We start from the raw sequence: 26,843 nt of genomic DNA, 5'->3' as shown, positions 1-26,843 counted from the left end.
TGTTATGCAAATTTTGCGAGTCTTTCCTCTCCAGACAGCCTTGTGTAAATTTCCACAACATCTTTTTCTTTTTTGCCTCCTCTTTTTCCTCTTCTTCGGCATTCCGCGATATCATCCAGCATCTGTTTTCTGATGAGTTCCCGCTCGATTTCTGCCTGCGCATGCGGCAGTGATTTCGTATACTGGAAAGCGCAGTTGAATTCACGCTTTCCACGATACGCAAATGGGACTTCGCTAATCGTAATCTTTCCGGCCATCAGGTCCATCACACACTGGTGTCTGGTCCATATACCGGCCGCTCGAAGTATTCTCGCTCAAATGTAAGCATCATTTTTCCTCCTTTCGCAGATTTTCGCTGCTCATCTCCAGTGCAATTTTTGCCAGCGCAAGCGCTTGAACAGCACTGCTGCAGACATCTCCACTTTTAACACTGAATGCCAGTTCTCTTGTCAGTAAAGCGTCAATACGTTCCATATTTTCGTCAGCCTGTCTTTTTCTTTCTTCTAGCGTACGCATATCATTTTTCCCCTTTCTTTTCTGCCTTGTCCTTACCGATTACATACCCCAGCAGGAACGCCGACAGCAGGACATGCACGAAGTCAACGTAGAACTCTATTCTGTCATATCCAGTTGATGATTTGGTGTTGTTGCTTTTTAGCATTTTCTTTTTCTCCTTTTTTATATTTTTTTGTTTCTTGTAGTATGCCGGAAATTTGTATCAGAAAGAAAAAATAAGCAAAAAAAATGCACACAAAGAGCCGCAGAAAACTGCGGCGCTAACATCTACAAATAAAAATCTGTTTTGAAATTCCCATCCTTTACATATTCCATGACATGAGCCATTGCCTCTATCATGTTATTTTCGCTTAAGTATTGAATCATCGATTTTAACTCAGTATCGGTGAAGAAATCAAGCTTTAAAATATCTTTTACTATTTCATATTTCCCAGATTTGACAATATGTATCATTTCAGAATATGTCCACTCTTTCAGGTATCTCAGTGCATTTGCATCACCATCAAGAAGATAGAGCTCTAACGCCAGCGCGTAATTGGTATCAGGAGTGTTGACAAATGACGTTAACAATGTTAGCCTGTTGCGAAAAACTGAACTGTGTACTTCTTTTAACCAATCACGCAGTAGCCCATCAAGCACGTAATCCTTATATTTTGGAATTGGTACTGGAAGACGCAGACTCTTTTCTCCAGCTGTAATCTTGATTGTCATCTGTGGAATTTTTGCTGTGAGAAATTTTTCCATCATCAAATCACATAACTGAAAATTCTCAATGTGCTGGAAAACTGATTTCGGCCTTACATTCAGGTTCATAATAAATTGAGTCAAGTCAAGCAGCAACGCCACTCTTCCGCTTACATCTCCATTCTCAAACGCAAAATCCGGGTCCTTATCTCCTGCAAATTCAATTTCGGAAAGGTTATGACACCCACTAAATATGTCTGGAAAAATACGCTTTACTCCTTTCCCAAAAACAACTTTTTGAAGATTTTCACAATTCCCAAATGCATACATCTGTATCGTCTCAACTGAATCAGGAAGTACAATCTCTCTGGCATTTGGGGCACGAAACGCAAACGAGCCGATTATTTTTGTACCTTCTTTTATCTCTATTTTTTCTTCTTTTGAACGCAGTTCTTTTAGTTTCTTTTCTGCGTCTGTATAAAATGCAAAATCCATATTATTTCTCCTTTTTGTGTTTATATGTACAATATACTGGATTTTTAGTAAAAAAGCCGCTGCCGGATTGGCAGCGGCTTGTCAAATGTTAAAGAACTTACAAACTCAGAGAATCCGGCACTGCAAGTCCGCATTTTCGCATCTCATCAAGCAGATACGATACGGATGTCTGCAATTCCTTCTCCTGCGCGACTGGCAGTGTATACAGCAGCGCTTCTGCATCCATCAGGCCAAGAGATACAAATTTTGACAATGCAACATCATCTCCGCACTCCGCAAATGCTTTTGCGATTTTCGCCGCATTGTTTTGGAGGTATCTTTTCGCATCTGACGAACCTTCCAGGATGTACAGCTCCAGTGCAACGCTCGCTTTGTTCTGAAAATCCTGCATCATTCTAAAAATGAGACGGTATGACAGAGACCGGCTTGTCTTATCTGTACCGCTGGCGAGAGCCGCGTACACCATATCCTGGATGACAAACATGTTGAGGTATTTGTTAATGCACTTTGGAAGTCTTATGCTTCTGCCGCCATATGTCAGCAGAAAGGTTTTCTGTGCTTTTCCTGTATTGAGAAATATTCTCCCTTTGTTTAGCCGGATTTCGTCTGTCCGGTAGAATATTGAAGATTCTTCCCGGATTAATCCATACAGTAATGACGACAATGCATCGTCTACATCTTCCTTAATTGGTTTTGTCCAGACGATTTCCTGCACGCCTGACCGGAAAGTTAGGTCCTCCCCACATTTTTTAATACCTTTTCCGAGCGTGATTTTTTTTAGCGTTTTGCAGTCAGCAAAAGCAAAACGATTCAATTGTGTCACGGTATCCGGAATAGTAATCTCTTTAACATGGCAGAAATCAAAAGCATTACTTCCGATTATATTATATGGCTCTGTCAGAGTCACCACGTCTACTATTTCTCCGTCTTTCCTGGCGTCGTAGTATTTCTTCAGCATCTTAACACTCGCCGATGCATCTACAGAATACGGCGGCCGGTAAATCGTCCTGACTTCTTCGTTAGCTGATTTTGGCATTTTTTTTGCTCCTTTCTTTTTGCTTCTGCACTTAATATGCGGAATTCTTTTCATGATAACTCACGCTTCGCGCTCGTAACCTGACTTTGAACGGGGATTCAGACCCGCGTGCGAAGTCAAAACCGGAACCTTTGGTCGGCCGGGGATTCCCCGTTCTTCGTTGACAAAAGCCCGTCTTTGCAGACAGAAGCAAAAACTGCAAGGGGCCCGCAGCGTGCTTGCGTGGCAGCCCTCTCTTCTTACCTCTCCAAAAATCCCAGCAATTCTGCCGGCGTCACCGTCTGTGCCACCTTTGTCATATATTTTGCATATGTTCCAATGATAGAATCGCCGTGGTTCCATTCTTCCACCTTTTCTGTATTCAACCAGAACGCTTTTTTTGCCTTTCTTGCAATTGCCTTCACATAGTCTTCACCGCTGGCGTTTTTGTTATTTCTCGCATCACCGATGAAATAAATGTAAGAATCGCCGGTCACCTCACTCATGTGCTCGTCGTAGAACGTTCTGAACGGGATTTCATAGTTAGAATAGGCACCCGCCCTCGGTATCGCATCCATAACGGCTTTCACTGCTTCATTCGGGTTGTCTGTTTCAAAGAATTTTGAAATATCATAAAGACGGTTCGTAAAAGCGTAGGTCTTGCATCCACCGGGAAACACTTCCTTCATCGCATGCATAAACACCAACATCATTTCAGAGGCATTCTTGCATGACCCAGACACATCAAGAATCAGAATCAGGTTTGACTTCTGTCTTACCGGCTTCTGGTGTATAAGTCTTAACGGGATACCACCAGTCTGGCAACTTTTCTTTATCGTAGCCGGGATATCAATCTTAGATGAACGGTTTGCCCGAATCTTCCGTGACATTTTTGTCCGGAATTTCCTTGCATTGTCTTTGATATAGTCTGCAATCTGCCGCTTCTCTGCATCATTCATTTTTGCGAAGTCTTTATCCAGTACAATGTCACCGGCATGTTTGGACCTTACTGCATTCCTGGCAAGCGCTTTATTGAATTCAGCACGATGCATATTAGATTGCTCCTTCACAATCTCATTCATTTTGCGCTGGAACTTTGCGTCTTCTTCCTGCATTCTCTTTTGCATTGTCTTGATATCATTTTCCGTCTGAGCAATCTGTGTACTCAAGCTCTTGGCTTCTTCCTTGATTGCTTTCAGCTGTTTTCCACGTTCCCGGATAGCCGCCATGATTTCGCTGCTGTTGGGTTTCGTACACGCTTTCATGGAAGCAGCTTTAACTTCACGCATTAACTGGCTTTGCTCAGGTTTTATGCCGCTTTTTACTACTTTTACGAATTCTTTTAACGATTTCTGGCCTTCCAGGCATTCTTCCAGATTTTTAATACCTTTCTGCTGTTCCTGCGTCTGCTCTGCTTTTCTAACTTCTTTTGATTCTTTCTGCCCTTCTTCCTGCTGTTGTTTTAGTTCCTGCTGCCGCCCTGTCAGGCGCTGCAGTTTTTCATTCATTTTTTTCTTATTTTTTTCGTGTTCATCTTTTGCTTCCCGTTCTTCGCGGTGCCGGTAGTAATATTTTTCAAGGAATTCACTGTAAATCTTATCAAAAGCGGCGGACTCCTGATAACTATGTACAAGCATTGTGGAAAGGAGCCGTTTGATATTTACCTTTCCGCGCATATCACTGATAACGGAAAACACTTCTGAAACATTGCAGATATAACCTGCGCTGCTAAAATACTCACATGCCTCAAAGATGAATTCGTATAGGTAGGAAGGCGTATCCGTCGTTACTTCCGGGATTACCGGGGCCCGGTCTCCTACAACACCCTGCGAAGGATTAGAATCGTCGCAGTAGCCATCAAAGTCATAGTCGTCATCAAAGTCCATACAAAGTTGGGCATAATCGGGACCATCACACTGTTCGGAAAATAAACATACCTCACAATCAATCCAATTCAAACAAACCCCCTCCTTACTCTACAGCAATATCTTCTGCGTATGTTTCAACCGCCTTCCGGATAATTCCCATGTCTCTTCTGTCTTTTGCCAGCAGTCCGATAGATTTCATGACCATGTCTTTATTTGCATCATTTTTCAGGAAGTTCGCCCAATCGACCGCCTCCGAAATAGATACGGGATGTTTCAGGTGCTCCTCCTGCAGGGATACAATGCATGATGCGATGCCGGCTGCCACTTTGTCGTTAACTTTTGCATTATTCTTCAGGATTTCAATAATCTCTTCCCTGGTCTTTTTCTTGATATAGAGGTACCCGCAGCGCCTTCTCATTGCACCTGATAATTCGCGGTATCCATTAGACGTCAGGAACACAACCGGCTTCTGGCCTTCCGGGCAATTTACCGGTCCCAGCTGTGGGATATTGATTCCATATCCTTCAAGATATTCATACAACATATATTCGGTCTCTTCCGAAGACTTATCTATCTCATCAATCAGCAGCAGTTTCTTTCCCGTCCCGTTAATGGTCTGCAGTACTGGACGTGGAATCAGAAACTCTTCTCCATAGAAATTTACATCTCCTGCTACTTTTCTGATGGCAGCATTTACGTCCATGCCCTTGATTTCTTCATTGATTTTGGGTTTTACTGCCTCCAATGTCAGCAGCTGCCGCTGGTAGTCGTAGTCATACAGGATTTCGTCTTTTGTTAATCCGTCATACATCTGCAGGCGCAGAAACGGCAGGCTGAGCATTTTGGAAACAGCAATCGCCAGTGATGTCTTACCGACGCCCGGGTCACCCTCAATCAGAATTGGTTTCTGCAGTGACAGTGCCTCAAATACAGCATAGCAGATATCATCGTTTGGGATATATCCGTTCTCTTTTAGTCCTTTATCAATCTCTTCTATTGTCATCATTATTTTCTCCTTTTTCGGCTTCTCATCAGCCTCTTTTTGTTTTTTTACATATCCAATATGCTGAAATTTTGTCCGCAGAATCGTTTTTTGCGATTTTTCTTGTCAGAGAAATCTTGCATATTATTTTTGAATATTTTTTTACAAAGAAAGGAGAAACTGAAATGGTTCAAAAAGTTTCTGTACAGAAAGGTGTTACATTTTATATAGCAGAGCGTGGAAGATGCGTTGACATTGATATTGACGATGATGTTACCACATTGACGTTTGCACGTATGAGGAATGTTTCTATCAGCAATTTACAGTATGGAGTATTTACACCGTCGTATTTTTTGCGAGATGTGAAAAAACAGTTCCCAAATATCAAAGAAATCGTGATTGAGCAAGGCGTTGACGATATTGACATCAGCAATATGATGTTTCCGAACGTCAGAAGGGTATCTTCACGCAGCTACTCATATACCACCGGAAGTATGCTGATAAAGACCGGGTATAACGAAGCGAGGCTTGAAAATACATTCTGCCGAAATCAGGACGAAGTGGTTGACCTACACGATGTCATTTTGATAGACAGCTTTGCTTTTGAAGGTTGTAAATCAGTTGATATCGTTAACAGCAACAACGTAGCCAAAATTAATGATAATGCTTTTGCATATTCCATATTCGCTGAAAAAAAACCATTCACTAATGGCATATGTACCATCGGCGCGGTCCTTGTTGATATTGAGCCTGGTGCAACAGAAATCACACTGCCTGATGGTATCAAGTCTATATACACGGGAGCAGACACAAATATAAACAATATTAAGTGTATAAAAACTGCAAACGTCAAAAACCTTAACGCGTTCAGTGACAGCAGCCTGTTCCTTGACAGCGTAATCATTGACACAGATGAATACATAGAAATGCCAGACATAAGGACGTATGCAAAACGTCCAAATGCCTTCAACCTGTTCGTTAGGGATAGCAATCCATTCTATTGTTCGATAAATGGCGTCATCTTTACAAAAGACAAAAAGAAACTCATCGCATATCCTTCTGGCCGCGAAGGGGCATATAAAATACCGGAAGGAACAGAAGTGATTTATGACTCCGCTTTTATAAACAGCAGGATATCGTCAGTGAAGATTCCCGATTCTGTAACAGAAATCGGATATGCAGCCTTTTGTGATTGCCATGACCTGTCAGATATAGGGTTTGGAAGAGGCATTAGCGATTATGACGATAAAGGGGGTTCAAACATCTTTGCAAGATGTACAAGCCTTAAAACGTTAAAAATCCCGGCGTACATTAAGACAATCGGAGCGTCAATGTTCAGTGGATGCGAATTTAAAAGCCTCGAATTAGAAGAAGGGGTGGATACGATTTCCGGCTGGGCGTTTGATTCTGTTGATTTTGAAGAAATTACGCTTCCCCGCTCATTAAAAAAGATGTGCGGTAATAATTTTAATAAAGCAAAAACAATCAATGTGTATGAAAGGATACCGGAAGGCCTTATATCAAATATGGTCAGCCGCTGTAGACGCAACGCCGACCGTCCCGACAGAGACATTGATACTGATAATTTACTGCTTAAGCTTGTCATAACTGATGATAAAGGCAAAAAAACGTTATATATTCCACGATATATATATATCGGTAATGTTACTTCCAGCCTAGACCTTAGACTTTCAAATTTTTCATGGCGTTTATTTCCGCAGTCTTACTTTAACAGCCTGTTCATATATTGCGACGATGACGCTATCACACAGGACACTGCCATTGCTATGTATCAACACGATTCCAGCAATGAAGAAGCGGCTGCTTACCTGAAAAGCCATTCAAGAAAAATCGTGAACCGTCTATTAAAAGAAAATCAGGAAAAACAACTGGCCAAATTTGTCGGGCTCGGATTCCTTTCCGAGCGCGTCTTAAATACTCTTTTAAAAACAACACAAAAAAACGGAATGAAGACAGCAACTTCCTACATTCTTGAGATGCAGCAGAAAAGCAGCAATAAGAAAAAAAGAAAAACAACATCTTTCAGAATCTGACCAATCTAAGCCCGGCATATGCCGGGTTTTTCTTATACTCGAGAATATCGCATATTGTATGTACAAAAAAAACAAAGAAAGGAAGAAAAGAAATGCTAACAACATTAAATTCGCCAGAAGGAGCTATTTTTTATTTTGAAACAGGTGTATATGGTTATACATGCAAAAACCTTGATGTCCCGGAATCCGCTACTACTCTTACATTCATAGACGAAAGCCATACCTATAGCGGTTCTGGCTATCTTTTGAAGGACGTAATGAAGCAGTTTCCAAACATCAAGACCATTGTCATTAACGCGGGGGTCCAAAGCATTGAGATTTACAACTCCATGTTTCCAAATATTGAGAAGGTTATCTCGTATAGCCGTAATTTTAAATCTGGGCCAATGCTTATCAGCAAAGAAACGGGTATTTTGCTCAATTCCTTTTATCATGACAAAGATTTCGTCATAGATATGGAAAATATTGAACTTGTTAGGTCGTATGCCTTTGAGGGCTGCCTCTCAGAGCATATCAAAAATATCTCAGAGCAGATTATCGCCCAAGGCAATTCTTTTGCCGGTTCTGCGCTTGAATTCGGAAGAAAGCAATTTGTAAATGGCGTATTCTTGATTGGTAAAACGGTAGTAGGAGTTGACCGTACTGCAGATATGGCAGTTATCCCCGATGATGCCACCGGTGTATATATTAAAAATGCGGATGACATCGAGGAGGTCGTTTTCAGCAAGCCGGACCAGTTAAACAAATTGAAAGGCGCAAGTTTCAACACACTGGTCATCAACAACAGGCTAAATTTATCTGTAAACGATTTACTAGGCTACCTTTCAGACATCCACGCTAAGGCGTATCGTATAGTTAAAAATAGCTATAGATTCTGTACTGTGGACGGTGTGGTATATACTAAAGACAAGAAAGTCCTTATTAAATATCCAGATAGACGTGATGGTCATTACGATGTACCGGAAGGGACAGAATATATACTGTATAATGCTTTTTCAGGAAGCAAGATTGAGTCTGTAAAATTCCCGGAGTCCTTATTCAGAATCGGGACTTATGCGTTTTCTGACTGCAGGCAACTTACAGATATCAAATTTAATCATACCATTGACGATTACAGCAGATTTGGTGATATGGGCCAATTTTATGGGTGTAGAGGACTCAAAGAGCTTGAAATTCCGTCATGGATAAAAGTATTGTCAAGCATGATGTTCTCATGCTGCAATTTAAAAAAACTTGTCCTTCATGAAGGCCTGGAGATTATCGGCGATACTACGTTTAACGATATTGCTGCGGACACATTAACCGTACCCAGGACACTAAAAACCGTGAAAGCAAATAATTTTGGCAGATTCATTAAAGAATTACATGTGTATGACCGAGCGCCGGAAGGAATCCTGCTGTCTGTATTGAATGCATACAATGACGCATCAACATACAATAAGATTGGACTCACCTTCAAACTTATCGTAACTGAAGATGACAAAGATTATACGTTTTATCTTCCAAAAACCATGTCAAAAGAAGTCATCTCACAACTAGATGAATGCTTCCGCATGTTTTCTCCAAAAGCAGCTGACACAGATTGGATTGACAGCCTGTATGCCTTATGTTTCAGTAACGCACTCGTTCAGGATACAGCCTTTGAACTCTACGATATTACCCAAAAAGACATATACCGCAATGCATTGAAACGCTCAAGACAGAGCATCGTGAAACGGTATTTCAACGAAGGAAATGAGGAAAAACTCATCAAGTTCTTTCAGCTTGGATTTTTTGCAAAGAGTTCTCTTGAAAAATTCCTGAAATTAGCACACGAAAACAACATGAATGCTCTCGCAGCATACATCTTAACAGAAATTGAGAAAAAAGCACCAAAAAACGCTTCCAAAAAATTTCAACTCTAGAATGCCCCGGCCTTTGCGCCGGGACTTTTTTTTGCCGCAAAAAAAAAGAGCGGAAAAAGTTCCGCCCTTTGATAACTCGCGCTTCGCGCTTGTGACCTGACTTCGAACTGGGATTCAGACCCGCGTGCGAAGTTAAAACCGAAACTTTTAACCCGCAGACGACTTTTTGTCGGCCGGGGATTTTCCGTTCTTCGTTAAAAGCTAACAAAACATCAGCTGGCCGCCGTTGTCCTCGTAGAAGATAACATCCACAATTTCTGGTGAATCGTCGCATTCTGTCGGATTTTCTGTGTTGCTCCTCTCTTTTGAAAAGTAACCAAGTTTAATCATATCGGCGATAAAAGCATCGAATTTCTTATCGATGACTTCTCTTTCTTTCCCGACAGGAATCGCCACGCTAACGCCATCAGAAGCCGCTTCAGAGTGACCTACAAGATAGTCTGACTTTCTGTCTCCAAGTTTATCCCTGACATAGCATGCAAAAGCCCTTGCAAACATTTCAGGGGCCGATGACCAATAACCGTTTCCGGCCTTTTTATAAGCCCCATCAAAGTTTTTGGATGCTGCATAAAATGCAGTTTCTTTTCCATCCTGTTTTTCAAATGCCGTAAGAAGCTCTTTTGCAGATACAAAGACCTTGTCTGATTTCACATTCTCTGACATATATCCATACAGCCCAAGTTTCTTTCCAAGATAAGCATCCATAGCGTGAGCCCATTCGTGAGCCAGTGAGCCGGCGCCACGTTTTTTAGTCATATTGATGACATTTCTATCCGGTTCATAATGAGCCATTGCTGAGCCACGGCCTCTTGCGCCGAATGCGATTGCCAGTTCACCACCAAGGCTGATGTCCCGATGTGAAATACCTAAGGCCTTATAGAGGTCTTCAAAACCATCATAAGCCATGTTAATACTTCCCACTCTGTCTTTTGAAGAAGTATAGTTTCCGAACTCGCCACCACGCAGTCCATATCTTGCCATCAATACATTTCCAGCAGTAAATCTGAAGTAACTGTAATCGCTTCCTGTCCTTTCAATCTCTGAAAGATGTGGCGGAAGAAATGCTTCTTTCTTTTCTGCCTCTTTTTTTCCCGCATTTTTTTCTTTTTTGCTTTCAATGGCTTTTTTTGCATTTTCGCAGGAAGTATATACTCCGATTTTTGTTCTGTCGTACATGGCAATATACAGGCAATCATCTGGAGACTCTTCTACCAGCTCAGAATAATTGACCTTGTCAAAGAAAGTGGTAATACAAGTGCTGCTTTTTACTGTATTTGCAAAAACACCTTTCTTGCTATATGGCTTAGTTTCAATATTCTCCGCTTTTGCTTCAAACACATAGTATTTTTTTGCCTCTTTATCTTCTCTTCTCATAAGGAAGTCGCTTTCTGCGCAGTCTTTTGAAATACGTTTTGTGCTATATACATAACGAAGCACTTTACTGCCGTCAAAAAATGGTTTCGTTTCGCTATCCGCGTAAACCCAGTGCTTGTCATTAGGATTCTCCGAAGCCTTTCTCAGATACTCAAAAACGCCTTTAGACTCAACGATATCCGGGTTCCCGGCATAAAATGCCTTAACCTCGTCTATCGTATTGCACGCTTCTACATCTGACTTAAATGCCAGCACGAATCTGACATATGCCTTTGCGTTTGCTTCCGGTCTGGACACAACAGCCTTACGCATCTGGTTCTGCCAGAAACATACTTCTTTTGGCGTACCTTCTTCAATCATTGCCCGGTAATTTGGCAGTTTCCAAATCTTTGACTTCCTGGCCATTTCGCCCTGTTCCTCATCAGAAAGTGTGTTAAAAAGTGCCCATAAGTCTTTCTTTGCTCCGCCAATTTTTGCTCCGAAATCGTTCAGTTTTTTCATAGTTTTCCATTTCCTTTCTTTGTTAACCTTTGTTTGTGTTACATGATTAATATGAGAAATAGAAAAAAAGACAAAAAGCAAGAGAAAAAGATAAAAGGAAAGATGGATGGTGGATGGTTGACAGTAGAAAAGAGGAAGGTGGAGAAAATGGGGTAGGGAATACGCAACAGAGCGGCCAAAGGCCGCTCTGTTGCGCGTAGTGTTATGTTGTTGTAGATAGATTGGATTAAGATATTTTTGTGTAGGTATCGGCAACGTTAGAGGGGAACTTTCCGGAGGTGAAGGTTTCGCCGGCGGTGTTTTGCCAGGTGCCGGAGAGTCTATAGTCTGTGCCGACGAATTTGAAGGCGGTGCCGGTGGTGAGGCTGGTGAGGGCGCGACAGTAATTGAACATGTAGCTCATATCCGTCACGTTTTTAGTATCCAGTGGCGTTAAATCCAGACTCGTCAGGCCACGGCAGCCGGAGAACATTTGGCTCATATTCGTTACTTTCTGTGTATCCAGCGCAGACAAATCCAGGCTAGTAAAGCCGGAGCAATTGTAGAACATGCCTTCCATACTTGTTACTTTCTGTGTGTCCAACGGCGTCAAATCCAGGCTTGTCAGGCCAGAACAGCCGTAGAACATACTACTCATATTTGTCACCTTCTGTGTATCCAACGGTGTCAAGTTTAGGCTTGTCAGACCGGAGCAATTGGCGAACATGGACCACATATTCGTTACGTTCTGCGTATCCAACGGAGACAAATCCAGGCTTGTCAGACCGGAACAGTCGGAGAATATGTGATTCATGTTCGCCACTTTTTGCGTATTTAGTGAAGACAAATCTAGGCTGGTCAGATGGGAGCAACCGGAAAACATGTAATCCATATACGTTACCTTCTGCGTGTCCAGGGACGTTAAATTCAGGCTTGTGAGCCCAGAACAGTTGTAGAACATGTAACTCATATTTGTCACGTTCTGCGTATCCAGCGGTGACAAGTCCAAGCTAGTCAGACGGGGGCAATCGCAGAACATATAGCTCATAGATATCACCTTCTGTGTATCCAGCGAAGCTAAATCCAGACTAGTGAGGCCCGAGCAGCCGTAGAACATGTAACCCATATCAGTCACGTTCTGTGTATTCAGAGGAGACAAATCCAGACTAGTGAGTTTGTAGCATTTATCGAACATTTGGCTCATATCTGTCACGTTCTGTGTATCCATATGGGACAAATTCAGGCTTGTTAGGCTAGAACAGCCGGAGAGCATGGCGCCCATATTTGTTACTTCCTGTGTGTCCAATGGCGACAAGTCCAGGCTCGTGAGGCCGGAACAGCCGGAGAACATGGCGCCCATATTCGTCACGTTCTGTGTATTCAGCGGAGTTAAATCCAGGCTTTTCAAACCGGAACAGTAGTAGAACATGGAATTCATATCCGTCACCTTTGATGTATCCAGCGGAGTTAAATCCAGGCTTTTTAAACCGGAACAGTAGTAGAACATTCCATACATATCCGTCACATTCTGTGTATCTAACGGAGTCAAGTTCAGGCTTGTCAGGCCTGAGCAATCGTGGAACATATCCTCCATGCTCTTCACGTTTGATGTGTTTAGCGGTGTCAAGTCCAGGCCTGTCAGGCCAGAACAGTTGTAGAACATGTAATCCATATCCGTCACCTTCTGCGTATCCAGCATCTTTAAATCGATTTTTTGAAGATTGCTTCGGTTACTAAACATATATCCGCTGTCTATCGCCGCCTGTACTTTTACACCCGGAATCTGTGTAGACACTTTCATGACCGTTCCCGCATCATCATCCAGCCATGCGACAACACCGCCATCTCCGTCCGCATCAACATCAATAACATCTTTGCCTTTTGGTTTTACTTCGTCGGTAAAAATAACCTCGGTAGCAATATTTGGTATTTTATCATGAAAGCCTCTTCCGCTTACGAGTGTAAACGTCATCTCTTTCGCCCATAAATCCAAATCCCCGGTCAGTTCAACTTGCGGCACTCCGTCATCAGAAATCATCACCCTGTTTTTGCATGCCATATCGCTGTACCACGCAACTCCGGTCCCTACCGCTTCCTTATAACTCCCCTCCACAATTTGCCCAGAAGAGTTGTAAACCACCATATTCTCATCGGTCCCGTCTGCGAACTTCAGTCCGTTTCCGTGGAACGTGACGGTATATCCCTTCATGCTCTTGCTCGGTCTTTCGGTGCTTAGATACATATCCGGGATTTCACGTTCCGCATTAGTCAGCCCGTCATCCCATTTCTTGGTGATGGTCACAGTCCCGGTCGTCTTATTATCCTTGAAGTCGTAGATACCCTCACTGGTATCGCTGCCTTCCCCATTTTCCGCGCCAGTTTCAGCATCACCCTCTTTGCTGTCCGCTTCGTCTGCCTTATCTACGCCATTCTCACTCCTGGTACCCCCCCCCGAAATATTCTGACTATTCTGATTATTTACATCTGCGGCATAAGCCCTGACCACCGGCCCATGCCCGCTTCCAGGCAACATCGCTGCGCCGGCCATTATCGCCGCCGCCAGCGCTATCTCGGCAGCCATTTTCTCAAACATACATCTGTTTCTCATTTTATTCCTCCTTCTGAATCAATTTGTATATGTTTAATATGCAAAAAAAGCCACGGAGAAATACGCCTATTTGCAAATAAACAAACAAAAAGAATATACAAAAAAACCCGCAGCACGTAGCACTGCAGGCTTGATGTGAGTTAATGTGTTAAGATGAAATTTTTGTGTAGGTGTCGGCAACGTTAGAGGGGAACTTTCCGGAGGTGAAGGTTTCACCGGCGGTGTTCTGCCATGTGCCGGAAAGTTCATAGTCCGTGCCAACAAATTTGAATGTGGTGCCTGTGGTGAGGCTGGTGAGACCAGAGCAGCCGGCGAACATGTACGTCATATCCGTCACTTTTGATGTATCCAGCGGCGTCAAATCCAGGCTTGTCAGACTATGGCAGTCGTAGAACATTCCATACATATCCGTCACGTTCTGCATATCCAGTGGGGTTAAGTCCAGACTTGTGAGGCCGGAGCAGCCGTAGAACATGGAATGCATATCCGTCACGTTTTTCGTATCCAGCGGCGTCAAATCCAGACTTGTGAGGCCGGAGCAGTCGTAGAACATGGCATACATATACGTCACATTCTGTGTATCCAGGGGGGATAAATCCAAGCTTGTGAGACCGGAGCAGCCGTAGAACATGGAGTCCATATCCCACACTTTTTTAGTATCCAACGGTGACAAATCTAAACTTGTTAGACCGGAGCAGCCGTAAAGCATGTAACTCATATCCGTCACATTCTGCGTATCCAGCGGAGACAAATCCAGGCTTGTCAAACCAGAACAGTCGTCAAACATGGATTTCATATCCCACACTTTTTTAGTATCCAACGGTGACAAATCTAAACTTGTTAGGCCAGAGCATCTGGAAAACATAGAACCCATGTCCGTTACATTCTGTGTATCCAGTGGGGTTAAGTCCAGGCTTATCAGACCGAGACAGTGGTAGAACATGTAACTCATATCCGTTACCTTCTGTGTATCCAGCGGAGACAAATCCAAGCTCGTGAGGCCGGAACAGAGTCCGAATAGGTCTCTCATATTTGTCACGTTCTGTGTATCTAATGGCGTTAAATCCAGACTCGTGAGACCGGAGCATTTGTAAAACATGCCACTCATATCCGTCACGTTCTGCGTATCCAGTGGTGTTAAATCCAGACTTGTCAGGCCAGAACAGCCGTTGAACATGGAACACATATCCGTCACGTTTTTCGTATCCAGCATTTTAAAATCGATTTTTTGAAGCTTGCTTCTATTGAAAAACATATTTTCGCTGTCTTTCGCCGCCTGTATTTTTACGCCCGGAATCTGCGTAGACACCTTCATGACTGTTCTGGCATCATCATCCAGCCATGCGACAACACCCCCATCCCCGTCTGCGTCAACGTCAATGGTCGCTTTGTCTTTTGGTTTTACCTCATCGGTAAACACGATTTCAGTAACCGTATTTGGGATTAAAGAATTGAAATCATTATATTGTTGTTTATAGCTTGCGCTTCGCGTTCGTAACCAGACTTCGAACGGGGATTTAGACCTGCGTGCGAAGTTAAAACCGGGACCTTTGACTCGCAGACGACTTTTGGTCGGCCGAGGATTCTCCGTTCTCCGTTGATAGTTGTCATTATATCCTTTAATCTCAAATGTCATCTCTTTCGCCCACAAATCTAAATCCCCGGTCAGCTCAACCTGCGGCACACCGTCATCAGAAATCTCTACTTTCTGCGTACACGCTTCATTTGCATACCACGCCACCCCGGTTCCTACCGCTTCTTTATAACTCCCCTCCACAATCTGCCCGGAAGAGTTATAAACTACCATATTCTCGTCAGTTCCGTCGGCAAACTTCAGCCCGTTCCCGTGGAACGTAACGGTATATCCCTTCGTGCTCTTGCTCGGCCTTCCAGTGCTTAAATACATATCCGGGATTTCACGCTCCGCATTGGTCAGTCCGCCATCCCATTTCTTGGTGATAGCCACAGCTCCGGCCGTCTTATTATCCTTGAAGTCGTAAATTTCACTTCCGTCGTTGCTGTTTCCGTTATTCTCCGCGCATCCCGCTTTGCTGCCTGTTTCGTCTATTTTATCCTCAGTACTGGTACCCCTTCCCGAAATATTCTGACTATTCTGATTACTCGCATCTGCGGTATAAGTCCCGACTATCAGCTCATGCCCGCTTTCAGGCAGCATCGCTGCACCTGCCATCACCGTTACCGCAAGCGCCATCCCGGCTGCCATTTTTTCAAACATACATCTGTTTCTCATTTTATTCCTCCTTTTGATAACTCGCCAGCAAAGCTGGACTCGTTACCAGAATAAATATAACCAGCATAAAGTGCGGCGAGCGAAGCCGTAAGGCTGAGCGAAGCGTGTTTCGAACGGTGATTCAGACCCGCGTGCGAAGTTAAAACCGGAACCTTTGACCCGCGGACGACTTTTGGTCGGCCGGGGATTCCACGTTCTCCATTGAATCAATCTGTATACACTTAATATGCAGAATTTACAAAAACAGTTACAATGCAGAAATACTTGTACGAAAAAAAGAGCCGGCAAAGCCGGCTCTTACAGTCAGGAAATATGCAATTCTTCATTATTTTTATTTTTCTGCTCGTTCAGCGCCTTTAAGATATACGCCTTTGCAGTAGTTTGTTTTCCTTCATCATGCAGTATTGATGCTTCTGGATTGTTTTTAAGTGCAGCGTTTGTGTCAGTTCCGTCTTCCAATGCTTTAAGCATAAGAGACAGTGTACGGTGCGAAACAAAACCAGTCTGTATAAATTCTGAAAGTTCCTTTATGTGGCCGTATGCCAGGAGCGTATTAGAAATTGCTTTCTCGTTTTCTTCCACGAATTTAACAAGCTTTGCGTTACGGTTTCCAGCGATGTAAGACATGGCAGCAACAACCAGTTTACAACGTCCAGAATTAGCGTAAAGAAACATTATACCGTAGGAGTCTTCTATTTTATCATGAAGTATTTTCTGCACAAGATGTTCTGTTCCGAGTTTCAATGTACGCGGCATATAGAGCTGTTTTCCGTCTATATCCAGGACAATCATATTCTGCATCGGGTCTTCATAGAAAGAACGCATAAACGAGCTTCCAGTTATAGCTATCACGAAGCGTTTTGGAACACTTTTTAGATGTATTATGTGCTTTACACTTTGGAAGTTTTGTGCACCGATATATTCCAGTGATTCAGGAAGCGTAACCTCACCAAGGTCTTTTCCGTTAAAAGCATTATCCCCAATATATTTCACACCGTTTTCTGCAAAAGTTATTTTGCGAAGCTTACATCCTGAAAATGCTCCATAATCGATTATCTCTAACTGTTTCGGAAGATTGATTTCTTCCAATCCCCAGCATAACTCAAAGCAGCGGCAGTTTATTTTTTTAATTCCGTTTCCAAACTCAATGTGTTTAAGATTGTGACAGCCGGCAAACGCCTGCTGGCCGATTGCCTCCAGGGAATCAGGAAAGACTACGGAAGATATCCATTCGCAATGACTAAATGCTTTTTCATTAATGAACTTGACGCCTTTAGGGATAACAACTTTACCCGCTCTTGCAGCAGGACATCTCAATAAACTTCTCATATCTTTTGTATACAAAATGCCATCTTTTGTAATATAATCTTTACTTCCATTCAATTCCATCCACTCCATTCCATCCTGGCCTAATACAGACTGTATCTTGGCAACGGAATTTACATTGTGTCTGCAAAAAATGTCCGTTTCATCAAGTTTCAACGCATTCGGGTCGTTTAGAATCAATTTTTTGGGAAGGTGCGTAAATTGAGCCAGCAGGTTAATACTGGATATTTCCAGACATTCAAGTCCCCAAAGGTTCTTCCATTCAGTATTCGTAGCATATGGCGGAATGGTCACTTTCTTTTTGGTTACATCAATAGCCACAATTGTGTTCCCGCTCATTTTAACTCCGTCTTTACTCCATCTCTTTTCTTCTGTATCATTGGAGGATGGCCAATCTTGATATCTTACTTTGCTCATTTTTTCCATATTCTTTTATTTCCTTTCTTCTTTTTTATACGTCCAATATGCTTAATTCTGTATCGCAAAAAAAAGAAGGCTGCTGCCAGCCTTCTCATCAAAATTAAAGAGATAGATTTACTTTTTCAGGTTCTTTTGATTTATCCAGAATATATGCTACTGCTATATTCCACCCCTTCTTCTTAACCTCATCTATCAGTTCAGGCCTCGCATCCACGAATCCAGTGTTCAGACAATCCACAAACTCTTTTTCAGAAAGGTCTTTCTCATCCAGGGCTAGCAACACACGTTCCGGCTCAGTTATACCGTGAACTGTGCTCGTATTACACCGTCCATATATATCTTTTTTTATCTGTTCTTTTCTGGTATATTTGTATGCTACCATAGCGCACAGATGTTTTTCAATCTTGGAACGTGAGTATAGGTACAGCGAATCCAGAAAGTCGTCAGTCAGTCCACACCAGGAGATACATTCAGGCTCAAATCGTTGTACACATTCTGACAGCCTGCAAGTATCCATGCGTTTCGGTATTGCAAAATGTTTCCCATTGTAATCCACATCCATATATCTTTGGCCACACGGACCAGCATTACTTATGAATGCATGCACAAATCCAAATGGTATTATCTTTAGCTTAAGCCATTTGACGCCATCTGTTGCGGTGAATGACCTCTTCCCAACCTTTTTCAGCGTGCTTGGAAATTCAACATTTTTAAGACTTTCACAGTCCATGAATGCTTCAGGGCCTATTTCCTGCAAGCCTTCATTAAACTTTACATTTCTTAATTTTTTACAGTTTTCAAAACAATTGTGGCCAATATACTCTATCTGCGCCGGAAATTCCACAGACTCCAGGCTATTACAAACATCAAATATTTGACAATGTCCATTTGCGCCAAGCCTTCTGATTCCATTACCAAAATCAATATGCGTGAGATTATGGCAAAGCTGAAATGCCTGCGAACCTATGTCCTGCAAGGTGTCTGGTAATTTTACAGAGTGTATCTCAGAACTATAGAAAGCCATATCTTTTATTTTAGTTACGCCTTCCGGAATCGTCACATGTCCAGTTTTTCCTCCTGGGCAGAAGCATAAAGTCTTCATGTCGCTTGAGTACAAGATTCCATCCACGCTTTTGTATCTTGGAATTTCGGAAATCAGATTTTTTGTATTATCCGAAACGATACCGCATATCGTTCTGCTGACTTTTGACCATGTGCATTTTTCTTTGGAGTCAAGAATCACGGTCTCCGGCATGTAGCAAAACGCCTCGACAGAGTCCAGGCATTTGACACGCATACGCTTGATATTAGTGCTAGCGTATTTCATGTCTCTGATGGCAGACTGTACTTTTTCGCTTAGAACGAAAATCTGTGGTTCCTGTGGTACAACAATCTCTTCGGCCGTATCATCCATTGCTATCATTATATGTCCCGCAAGTTTGATTCCGCCTTTAAATGGCTGTTCCATAAACGCAGAATCGGTAAAAGCATTTTCAGCAACATATTCAACAGATGCATCGTTCACCAGGCTCCAAGACCGGCATCCTTCAAAAGCAAAATTATCAATCTTATTGACGCGATGGAGGTCGACAACATCATCTTCTGATTTGCAAAAAGCATTCAAAAGCGTATTCCCCTGCGTAATACTTTTTCTCACAAGTATTGTAGATGTCAAAAACTTATCAGAATCGGAAATCACATGTTCCACATTCGGAAACAATGAGTTTGGAATATCAATCTTTTTAACACCTTTTGGAATGATTAATGCTTTTACGCCTGGAAAAGAACGCTTGCAATTCCTGAGCGCAAATTCTGGGGCCTCCAGTCGAACACTGGTACCAGTGGTGGTACTCACTTTTATATCCGTACAGACGTTTCCTTCGAAATACAGCCAGGCATCCTGCGTCGGAATCCATTTCTTTTTATCCATATTTTTTCTTCCTCTCTTTGTAGTTTTGTATTTAATATGCTGAAGAACAGTTCCGATAAAACAAAAAAAAATCCCCGCTGTCATGTTTTTCACAGCAGCGGGGATTTCAAACAAAGAAAGGATTTTCGGCGGCGAATCCGCCTGATGTCTGAGGGCTTTTTTTTCTTCCCTCTTGTTGTATATACTATACCGCACGCCGAATGATTATGCAAATTTTGCGAGTCTTCGATAACTCCACGGCTCTGCCGGACTCGTTACCAAGCCTTGCAGAGGCTGACAAGCGAAGCCGTGATACCGCGAGCTATGCTCGCGTGTACCAGACAAGGGCGGGTTTCCCGCCCGTTGATAAGGCTGAGTGGCTCGGCGAACTTGCGTTCGCCTTCATTGATACCTTACCGGCCTTGCCGGATTCGGTACCAGATTCCAGTGATTTTTCACCTGACAGCGAGGACGAAGTCCGAGCTGGAATTGAGCGTAAGCGAATCTGGTAACGAAGAGCTTTGCTCTGAGTTATCACCAGACGTTGACTGCCGTCTAGCGATGAAGCGTGTTTCAAACGGGGATTCAGGCCAGCATGCGAAGTTAAAACCGGAACATTTGACCCATGGAGGATTCTCTGTCGGCCGGGGATTTCCCGTTCTCCGTTAAGGCTCCTCGATGGGTGGGATATTCTTACATGGTGGGACTTTCTTTACCTTGGCCCAAGGTAGTTGATGTGGTTTTCTGTATTCATGTTCTTTTTCGCTTCCTGCTGTTTTCTTTGCTGTTATTGGTCGCTCCGGATATTCTCTATCATTGCAGACTGGCGGTGTCCACTTACATGGTGGTGTCTCTACGATTGCCATATACTTCTTCCTCCTTTCTTTTACTTTTTTCATTTCCAATATGCCGGATTTTTACACAAAAATAACGGGCTTTTTCCGCCCGCTATTTTATCAGATATGGAATTTTGTGTCAGGTGTTTCTCCTTTTTGTATTTGCTGTATAGTATATGCAGCAATATCAGGCATATTATGTTCATTTGCATATGTCAGCAGCTCATTCAATGCTGAATCTGGCAGAAATCCATAGTTAATCAGTTTTGCCAGAGACTGCCTTTTATCATGCGTTAAGAGCCAATTCATAATAGTAACGCTGTTATTTCGTAAGAGTCCTTTAAGCTCAGTCTGTTCTGGCCTGTTATCAGGCCATTCTTCTGGCTCTTTTCGTCTTCTCTCATATTCAATTAACCCATTTAAAAGTAGACTCGTCATGTTTGAACTGTATTTATACCAATCCGGGTCCTGACAGTGCTTGCTTAATTGCAGTGTTGCTTTGTCTTCTACGTCTGGATTTACTGTTTTAGATACGAGCACTTCTCTTCCATCTGGAAAAATAACCCTTGCACAAATAGAGGACGAATTATTTAGACCAAGCACCAGACCATTTGGAACTACGTTTGAAGCTAAATGCAATTCATCCACATAAGACATGGCCCATCGTTTAATGCGTTTTACCGTTTTAGGAAGACTTACCTTTTTCAGGTTCCGGCATGAAGCGAATGCGCTGGCGCCAATGACCTCCAGCCCGTCATGAAAAACTACTTCCGACAACTCCCTACATCCAAAAAACATCATATTCGGGATTTCTTTAATTCCGGCAGGAATTTCGATACTCTTCAGTTTTTCGCATTTCTTAAAACATGCGTTATTGCCAAGCTGATTCGTAGTTTTTTGTAGGTTTTTGCTTAAATTGATTTTTTTAAGATACTTGCAGCAGCTAAATGCTTCATTACCAATCATTTTCACGGAATCTGGCATCACAACTTCTTCCACACTGCATCCCATAAATGCTGATTGCGCAATCTCTTCTGTAATATCATCAATCACTGCTTTCTTCATTCCTCGCGGACATCTGAGGACACCCCATGTCTTTGTAAAAAAACCATATTCATCTATGACTCTTCCATATAAAAGTCCATTGATGCTTTTGTATTCTGGTGAACAGTTTTGAAGTTCAATCTCTTCAGTTGTTTCGCTGTCCAGTATGTCAAACAAATCATAATCTGTGTCATCAGTCCTTTTCTTTATATTTTTTACAATTACTTTTTTAGGCAACCGTGTCGTGCAAAGTACATTTACCGTAGCCGCAAGGTTATTGATGATAAGCCGCTTGGCTTTGTGCATTTTCTGCATAGCCTTGACGGCCCGTGGCGCAGTGTATATAGCATAGTCGGGTATCTCATACTCTTCCAGGTCCGGCAGCATTTCTACAATGATTGGTCCGGCCATTCGAAATCCGCCAACCGCCTTGTTTTTGTCTGAACAAAAATCTGAGTCGGAAAAAGCATATTTTTCAACCTGCGAGAGGTCAGCAACATTTTTGATTTCTACGATTTCACATCCGGAAAAGGCTCCTGATTTAATCATATCTATTCCGGTTAAATCTACGTCTTCTCCTTTTTTCAGGCAAAACATATTAAGCAGAAAATTCCAGTCCATGGCTTTATCTTTCTTCACCAGCATGCTTCCGGAACGATAATTTACATTATTTGAGACAATCTTTCGGCAATTTGGAAACATTCTGTTGTTGATTTCTATTGCTGCAACATTTCTGGCAATATATATTTCCGTTACATTCGGAAATATCATGCAAGAATACCTTAATTTGTAATACATTTGCTTTGTGCTGTCGTCCTCGCCAAAACATACGCGTTTAACATTCGATGCCATATCAATATCTCGGCAAGTGTAAATGTCTGAGCAATAGAAGGTTACACCGCCGTTATCATAACAGTAGGAAATTCCACTTTCGTTACCATAAATGCTATCCATATTTTTTATCCTTTCTTTGTCTTTTATATTTTCATCTCCAATATGCCTGATTTCTACACGAAAAAAAAGCAGCCGGCTTTTCCGGCTGCAACGAAACGCCCAATCTTTCAATCCAATCTTAGATTTTCCGCATCCACTCTTCCATTTTTTCTTCTGCACTCTTCCAGCGCCTGCATGATATAAGCCATAACAACAGGTTCCTGCCTGTCTATTTTTGCAGCAACAGGTGGCGCCAGCATCTGTGTCTCCAAGTTCATTTTCGAGTCTTCTTTTAGCATCTCCAGCATTACATTTAGCCCAGTTCGACTAACAAAACCGGCTTGCAGGAGTTTTACCAGGAGTTCGGTATGTCCAGCCTTAAGATATCTTTTTGCAATTTCGTCAGCCTGTTCTTTTAAATACTCTTTTGTATTTTTGTTTGGCGTTCCGTATGCATAAGTAAAAAATGCCGTATCCTGTTTAGCCTGCTCTAAATATGACAATTTAAAAGTGTCTCCGTATCGCTTTTTGTCCCTGTCTTCCAAAATGGTCAATATTTCTATTTGACCAGATAAATTTAATGATTTCGGCACACATATAATGTCGTTATCAATATGTATTGACAGTACATCCAATCTTTGGCTATACATAGGCGTATATGTTGCAGAAAAGTTTGACGAAATGATAGACAGCAGCCCTACTGGAACACTGTGGTTTAAATATATGTCTTCCACCTCTGCGAAATTGAATCTTCCGATATATTGCAGTGAATCTGGGAGAAAGATTTTCTTTAATTCATCACAATATGCAAAAGCACTAGAAGAAATACTCTTTAATCCTTCATGAAAAATTACCTCTTCTAAGCCGCAGTTCATGAAAGACTTTTCCCCGATGTTGCGTACCTGTTCCGGAAATTCAATCCGTTTCAGTTTATGGCAAGACTGAAAGCATCGTGAAGACGAGCCGATGCGTTGTATACCATGTCCAAAATTCACATGTTCAAGATTTCTGCAGTTCGAAAATGCTTTGTTCCTAACATCCTGCAACGAATCCGGAAATTCCACAGCGGAAATCTTGGAGTTCTCAAATGCTCTTGGCTCAATACTAACCGTGCCGTCTGCAATTTTTACACCTCCATTCCTGTCCACCGGACATTTAACTAGTTTATATCCGTCTTTTGAATACAGTATTCCATCAACCGTTTTGAAATAAGGATTGTCATCTGTCAGTTCCAGCCGTTCCAAACCAGCGCGTCCAAGTACCGAATCGATTGCGTTTACGCCGCCCCAGTAACTCAACGAATAAGAAGCCAAATTGCCTTTGTCGTTCAGCACAAGCCTTTTTGGTAAACCGGCAAACTGTGCAAGTAACATCAGGTCGCTTACCTCCATAGATTTAATACCGTACAACGGCAGCTGATATGTTGTATCTTTTGCGTATTCAGGAATCACTACTTCATCTGCATTCCGGTCAATATCTACGACTGTATGTCCATCCATTGTTACTCCGTTTATTTTTTCCATATTATTTTTTCCTTTCTTTTTTCATATTTGCAAATACAATATGCAAAAAACATTCAGGAATGATTCCCGACATCAGTTAAGACCAATTGTGCAATATGCGCCGGGTTGACATTGTATTTTGTCAGTATTTCCATCGCTTCAGCCCATTTGCTGGACAATATTTTTTGCATATCTTCCGGGTTGATACTATATTTTGCCATTATTTTTTCAGCGTCTTTTATTTTTTCTATCCCACGCAAATTTAGAAAATCCACATCGATTCCGGTTTCTCATATATTGCATCTCTATTTACGGCGGCTCCGCCGCCGGCCAAGGCTACTGCCAGTAATCCAATTACAATCCTTCTTTTTGTCCTGCGAAACATAAACAAACACCTCCTTTTGGGATATATTATTTATATACAATATGCAAAATAAAACAGCCGCCCGAGTAATGGGACGGCGCTGTAAAAAAATTGCATCTTACTTATAGAATTTTCCACCAGATGATTTTTGCGGGTATTTTTTATTATTTTTGTACATACAAAAAAGCAGAATCTTATTTTTTATTGATTCTGCTTTCCACAAATTTTTTTCTTCTCGACGAAATCATAAAACCAATTAGATACAAACAATTCATTCATTGCATCAATAAAATCTTTTTTGGAAACAGTACTTATATCAAATCCATATGCAAAAAAGATATTTTCTTCTGAATCGTCAACCCATCCACCTTTTGTCAATCTCCAAGTCTTTTCCGGGGCTTCTTCATTTCCAATATAGCAATACCAAAAAGGGCCATTTCCATCAACGATAGCAAACTTTAATTTATTATCGTTTAAATCAGGAATGTCCGTGTTCTTCATATATAGATTGTATGCCTCTTTTTTTGCTATATTTTCAGATTCAGAATACAACCGCATTTCCTTCTGCGTAAAATTCGGGATTCCTTTTCTCATAATGGATTCCTTATATTCTTTCCTTTCGTCGTGAAAATGACTCATATATGTGGCTTTTGCAATTGCATCATCTAGCGCCATGGAAAAATTCCCTTCATAGTAAATTTCCGCTTTTCTAGCATATCGTGCGATTGCTCGCTTGTCTTCAGAAAATGCAATTTCATAAAGGTTATGAATTTTATCTGCATTCTTTACTGCGGCCGCCATTGGATTTTCCAGGATTCTGCGGACGTATTCCGCCTCATCCATTCCATCTGGTCGTGTCACCAGTTTTACGGCTTCATAAACTGGCATTCCAAATTCTTTGACTTCATCTTCGGTTGTATCTGTGTCCTCTAATACATCATGAAGTACAGCTGCAATCTGATAGTCAACATCATATCCATATTTTTTCAGCAGCTCTGCGACAGCCAACGGATGATAGATATATGGGGTTCCATCTTTTCTTTTCTGGTTTGCATGTTTAATTGTTGCAAAGATGATTGCTTTTGTTAGCTTTTCTTCTTTATTCATGGTTTTCATATTCCTTTCTTTCTTCATGTCTAATTTAATATGCATAAATATTTGGCAGTTAAAATTTACAATTCATAATCATCAAACGCTTCTGCTATTGATGGAGCTTCTGTTATCTTTTCGGCATTGTTTAATTCAATATTTGTTTCGGTTTTGTCCGGAAAATTCGTTTCCATCCATTTTTCATGTTTTTTTACTGTTTTGTCTGCAATACGTGCGACTTCGTTAAGTTCACGCGGATGCGCTACTGTCGTATGAGCAGCTATTTCATGGCCTGCTTTGTCAACAGAAGTAATGACGGCAGAATGTTCTTTTTCTGTATCAATTGAATGGTAATGCTTTACACTATTGTCAGGGTAGCGGTTTTCGTATCCTTCAAGTATTGGGGATTCTTGATTTCCATAATATACGGAAAAACGAATTGCTTCTGAATTTGAATCCGTTCTTTTACTTTCATACTCTACCAACGTTTGCTCTTTTCCAATAGATAACAATTTTTCTTTTTCTTTTTGAGGCATTTTATAATCATGGATTGCTTCTATATTTGGAGGATTTTTTACAATCCCATGAATTCTTTTGATTTCTTCTTTCATTGCTTCTTTATCTCTTTTTAATGTACTGACTGCTCTGATTTTTTCATACAATTCATGCCCTTTTTGTTTTGCATCAAAACTTTCTTTGGAATGCACCTGGAGTTCTATTTCCTGACCATATGGTGAAATAAAATTTAAATGGATTCCTTTATATCCTGTAGCCCCAAACGGATGAGTATAGTAATTTTTCGTGCCGCTTAAAGTATATCCTTGTTCTTTCATGAACTCAATAGTATCTTTTGTGACCGAAGCAATATCTCTGTGATTACATATTTCTGTATATCGAATCATATCTTTAAAGTTAGCAAGCTCTCGTTTTGGCGAAAATCTGCCAGACGTATCTCTCTTTTCTGCTCTTAAAAGCTTGTCTTCTACACTTGGTGCTGTTTTGACGGAATATTCTAATCCTGAAAACTCTGTTTCAAGATTATCAGCTACGTTATTTATAGCAGATGTAATGAGCGGTTCTATAACTCGTATTTTATTATATTCGTAGAATAACTTATCATTTAATTGCTCTGAGGTAAATGTATGATTTACCATAGCCATGGTGCCACTTTTATATTTCATATTTGTTT

The 26,843-nt window shown here is 41.6% G+C and carries 21 protein-coding genes; 2 read left to right on the top strand and 19 right to left on the bottom strand.

The genetic code is table 11. From position 1 onward, the window contains the following. Positions 1–2: 2 nt before the first annotated feature. From DMI82_RS04825 to DMI82_RS04800, 7 genes are all read right to left on the bottom strand, one after another. Positions 3–257 carry a hypothetical protein gene (locus DMI82_RS04825; RefSeq protein ID WP_146207136.1) on the bottom strand — a complete coding sequence of 85 codons (255 nt, stop codon included), beginning with the start codon at positions 255–257 and terminating at the stop codon, positions 3–5. A 70-nt stretch (positions 258–327) separates the two neighbouring features. Then, on the bottom strand, positions 328–516 hold the full coding sequence (locus DMI82_RS04820) for a hypothetical protein (RefSeq protein ID WP_110102677.1): 189 nt from the start codon (positions 514–516) through the stop codon (positions 328–330). 1 nt (position 517) lies between these two features. Further along, the gene (locus DMI82_RS19715) at positions 518–661 is read right to left on the bottom strand and encodes a hypothetical protein (RefSeq protein ID WP_158526430.1); all 144 of its coding nucleotides are present in this window, start codon (positions 659–661) and stop codon (positions 518–520) included. 122 nt (positions 662–783) lie between these two features. Next, positions 784–1,695: a leucine-rich repeat domain-containing protein gene (locus tag DMI82_RS04815; protein WP_110102676.1), complete on the bottom strand. Its 912-nt coding sequence runs from the start codon at positions 1,693–1,695 to the stop codon at positions 784–786. Positions 1,696–1,792: 97 nt separating this feature from the next. Continuing rightward, on the bottom strand, positions 1,793–2,731 hold the full coding sequence (locus tag DMI82_RS04810; protein ID WP_158526429.1) for a leucine-rich repeat protein: 939 nt from the start codon (positions 2,729–2,731) through the stop codon (positions 1,793–1,795). Positions 2,732–2,970: 239 nt separating this feature from the next. Next, positions 2,971–4,668 (bottom strand): VWA domain-containing protein, encoded by a 1,698-nt coding sequence (locus DMI82_RS04805; protein ID WP_110102674.1) that lies wholly within the window; start codon positions 4,666–4,668, stop codon positions 2,971–2,973. Positions 4,669–4,681: 13 nt separating this feature from the next. Next, positions 4,682–5,584: an AAA family ATPase gene (locus DMI82_RS04800; protein ID WP_110102673.1), complete on the bottom strand. Its 903-nt coding sequence runs from the start codon at positions 5,582–5,584 to the stop codon at positions 4,682–4,684. Here DMI82_RS04800 and DMI82_RS04795 point away from each other — a divergent pair. Both DMI82_RS04795 and DMI82_RS04790 read left to right on the top strand, forming a co-directional pair. Next, a complete protein-coding gene (locus tag DMI82_RS04795; protein WP_158526428.1) occupies positions 5,530–7,614 on the top strand; it encodes a leucine-rich repeat domain-containing protein in 2,085 nt (694 codons plus the stop codon). The two genes, DMI82_RS04800 and DMI82_RS04795, sit on opposite strands and share 55 nt — an antisense overlap. A 92-nt stretch (positions 7,615–7,706) precedes the next feature. Continuing rightward, on the top strand, positions 7,707–9,518 hold the full coding sequence (locus DMI82_RS04790; protein WP_110102671.1) for a leucine-rich repeat domain-containing protein: 1,812 nt from the start codon (positions 7,707–7,709) through the stop codon (positions 9,516–9,518). Between the two features lie 201 nt (positions 9,519–9,719). On the opposite strand, the gene DMI82_RS04785 is transcribed toward DMI82_RS04790, so the two are convergent. From DMI82_RS04785 to DMI82_RS04730, 12 genes are all read right to left on the bottom strand, one after another. Next, positions 9,720–11,393: an LPD1 domain-containing protein gene (locus tag DMI82_RS04785; RefSeq protein ID WP_110102670.1), complete on the bottom strand. Its 1,674-nt coding sequence runs from the start codon at positions 11,391–11,393 to the stop codon at positions 9,720–9,722. A 226-nt stretch (positions 11,394–11,619) separates the two neighbouring features. Beyond that, positions 11,620–13,980 (bottom strand): BspA family leucine-rich repeat surface protein, encoded by a 2,361-nt coding sequence (locus tag DMI82_RS04780; protein WP_110102669.1) that lies wholly within the window; start codon positions 13,978–13,980, stop codon positions 11,620–11,622. Between the two features lie 148 nt (positions 13,981–14,128). Continuing rightward, complete coding sequence (locus DMI82_RS04775) at positions 14,129–16,231, bottom strand: BspA family leucine-rich repeat surface protein (RefSeq protein WP_110102668.1); 2,103 nt, start codon at positions 16,229–16,231, stop codon at positions 14,129–14,131. A 303-nt stretch (positions 16,232–16,534) separates the two neighbouring features. Next, the gene (locus tag DMI82_RS04770; RefSeq protein WP_110102667.1) at positions 16,535–17,983 is read right to left on the bottom strand and encodes a leucine-rich repeat domain-containing protein; all 1,449 of its coding nucleotides are present in this window, start codon (positions 17,981–17,983) and stop codon (positions 16,535–16,537) included. Between the two features lie 94 nt (positions 17,984–18,077). Beyond that, positions 18,078–19,907, bottom strand: coding sequence for a leucine-rich repeat domain-containing protein (locus DMI82_RS04765; protein ID WP_158526427.1), 1,830 nt, complete (start codon positions 19,905–19,907; stop codon positions 18,078–18,080). Positions 19,908–20,551: 644 nt separating this feature from the next. Then, positions 20,552–20,752, bottom strand: coding sequence for a hypothetical protein (locus DMI82_RS04755; protein WP_110102664.1), 201 nt, complete (start codon positions 20,750–20,752; stop codon positions 20,552–20,554). 90 nt (positions 20,753–20,842) lie between these two features. Continuing rightward, entirely contained in the window at positions 20,843–22,879 is a 2,037-nt protein-coding gene (locus DMI82_RS04750) for a leucine-rich repeat domain-containing protein (RefSeq protein WP_110102663.1), read from the bottom strand. Further along, positions 22,828–24,222: a leucine-rich repeat domain-containing protein gene (locus tag DMI82_RS04745; RefSeq protein WP_110102662.1), complete on the bottom strand. Its 1,395-nt coding sequence runs from the start codon at positions 24,220–24,222 to the stop codon at positions 22,828–22,830. The genes DMI82_RS04750 and DMI82_RS04745 overlap by 52 nt, the downstream gene beginning before the upstream one ends. Before the next feature lie 53 nt (positions 24,223–24,275). After that, complete coding sequence (locus tag DMI82_RS04740; RefSeq protein ID WP_146207134.1) at positions 24,276–24,461, bottom strand: hypothetical protein; 186 nt, start codon at positions 24,459–24,461, stop codon at positions 24,276–24,278. A gap of 2 nt (positions 24,462–24,463) precedes the next feature. Beyond that, positions 24,464–24,586 carry a hypothetical protein gene (locus DMI82_RS20435; protein WP_278308629.1) on the bottom strand — a complete coding sequence of 41 codons (123 nt, stop codon included), beginning with the start codon at positions 24,584–24,586 and terminating at the stop codon, positions 24,464–24,466. A gap of 180 nt (positions 24,587–24,766) precedes the next feature. Beyond that, positions 24,767–25,672 carry an HD domain-containing protein gene (locus tag DMI82_RS04735; protein ID WP_158526426.1) on the bottom strand — a complete coding sequence of 302 codons (906 nt, stop codon included), beginning with the start codon at positions 25,670–25,672 and terminating at the stop codon, positions 24,767–24,769. Positions 25,673–25,737: 65 nt separating this feature from the next. Further along, complete coding sequence (locus DMI82_RS04730) at positions 25,738–26,835, bottom strand: hypothetical protein (RefSeq protein ID WP_110102659.1); 1,098 nt, start codon at positions 26,833–26,835, stop codon at positions 25,738–25,740. Positions 26,836–26,843 lie beyond the last annotated feature (8 nt).

This window comes from Blautia sp. BCRC 81119 (assembly GCF_003184505.1).
Classification (GTDB): domain Bacteria; phylum Bacillota; class Clostridia; order Lachnospirales; family Lachnospiraceae; genus Blautia_A; species Blautia_A fusiformis.
Note: the sequence above shows the minus strand (reverse complement) of the source record. Positions and strands in the feature narration are given on the sequence as shown.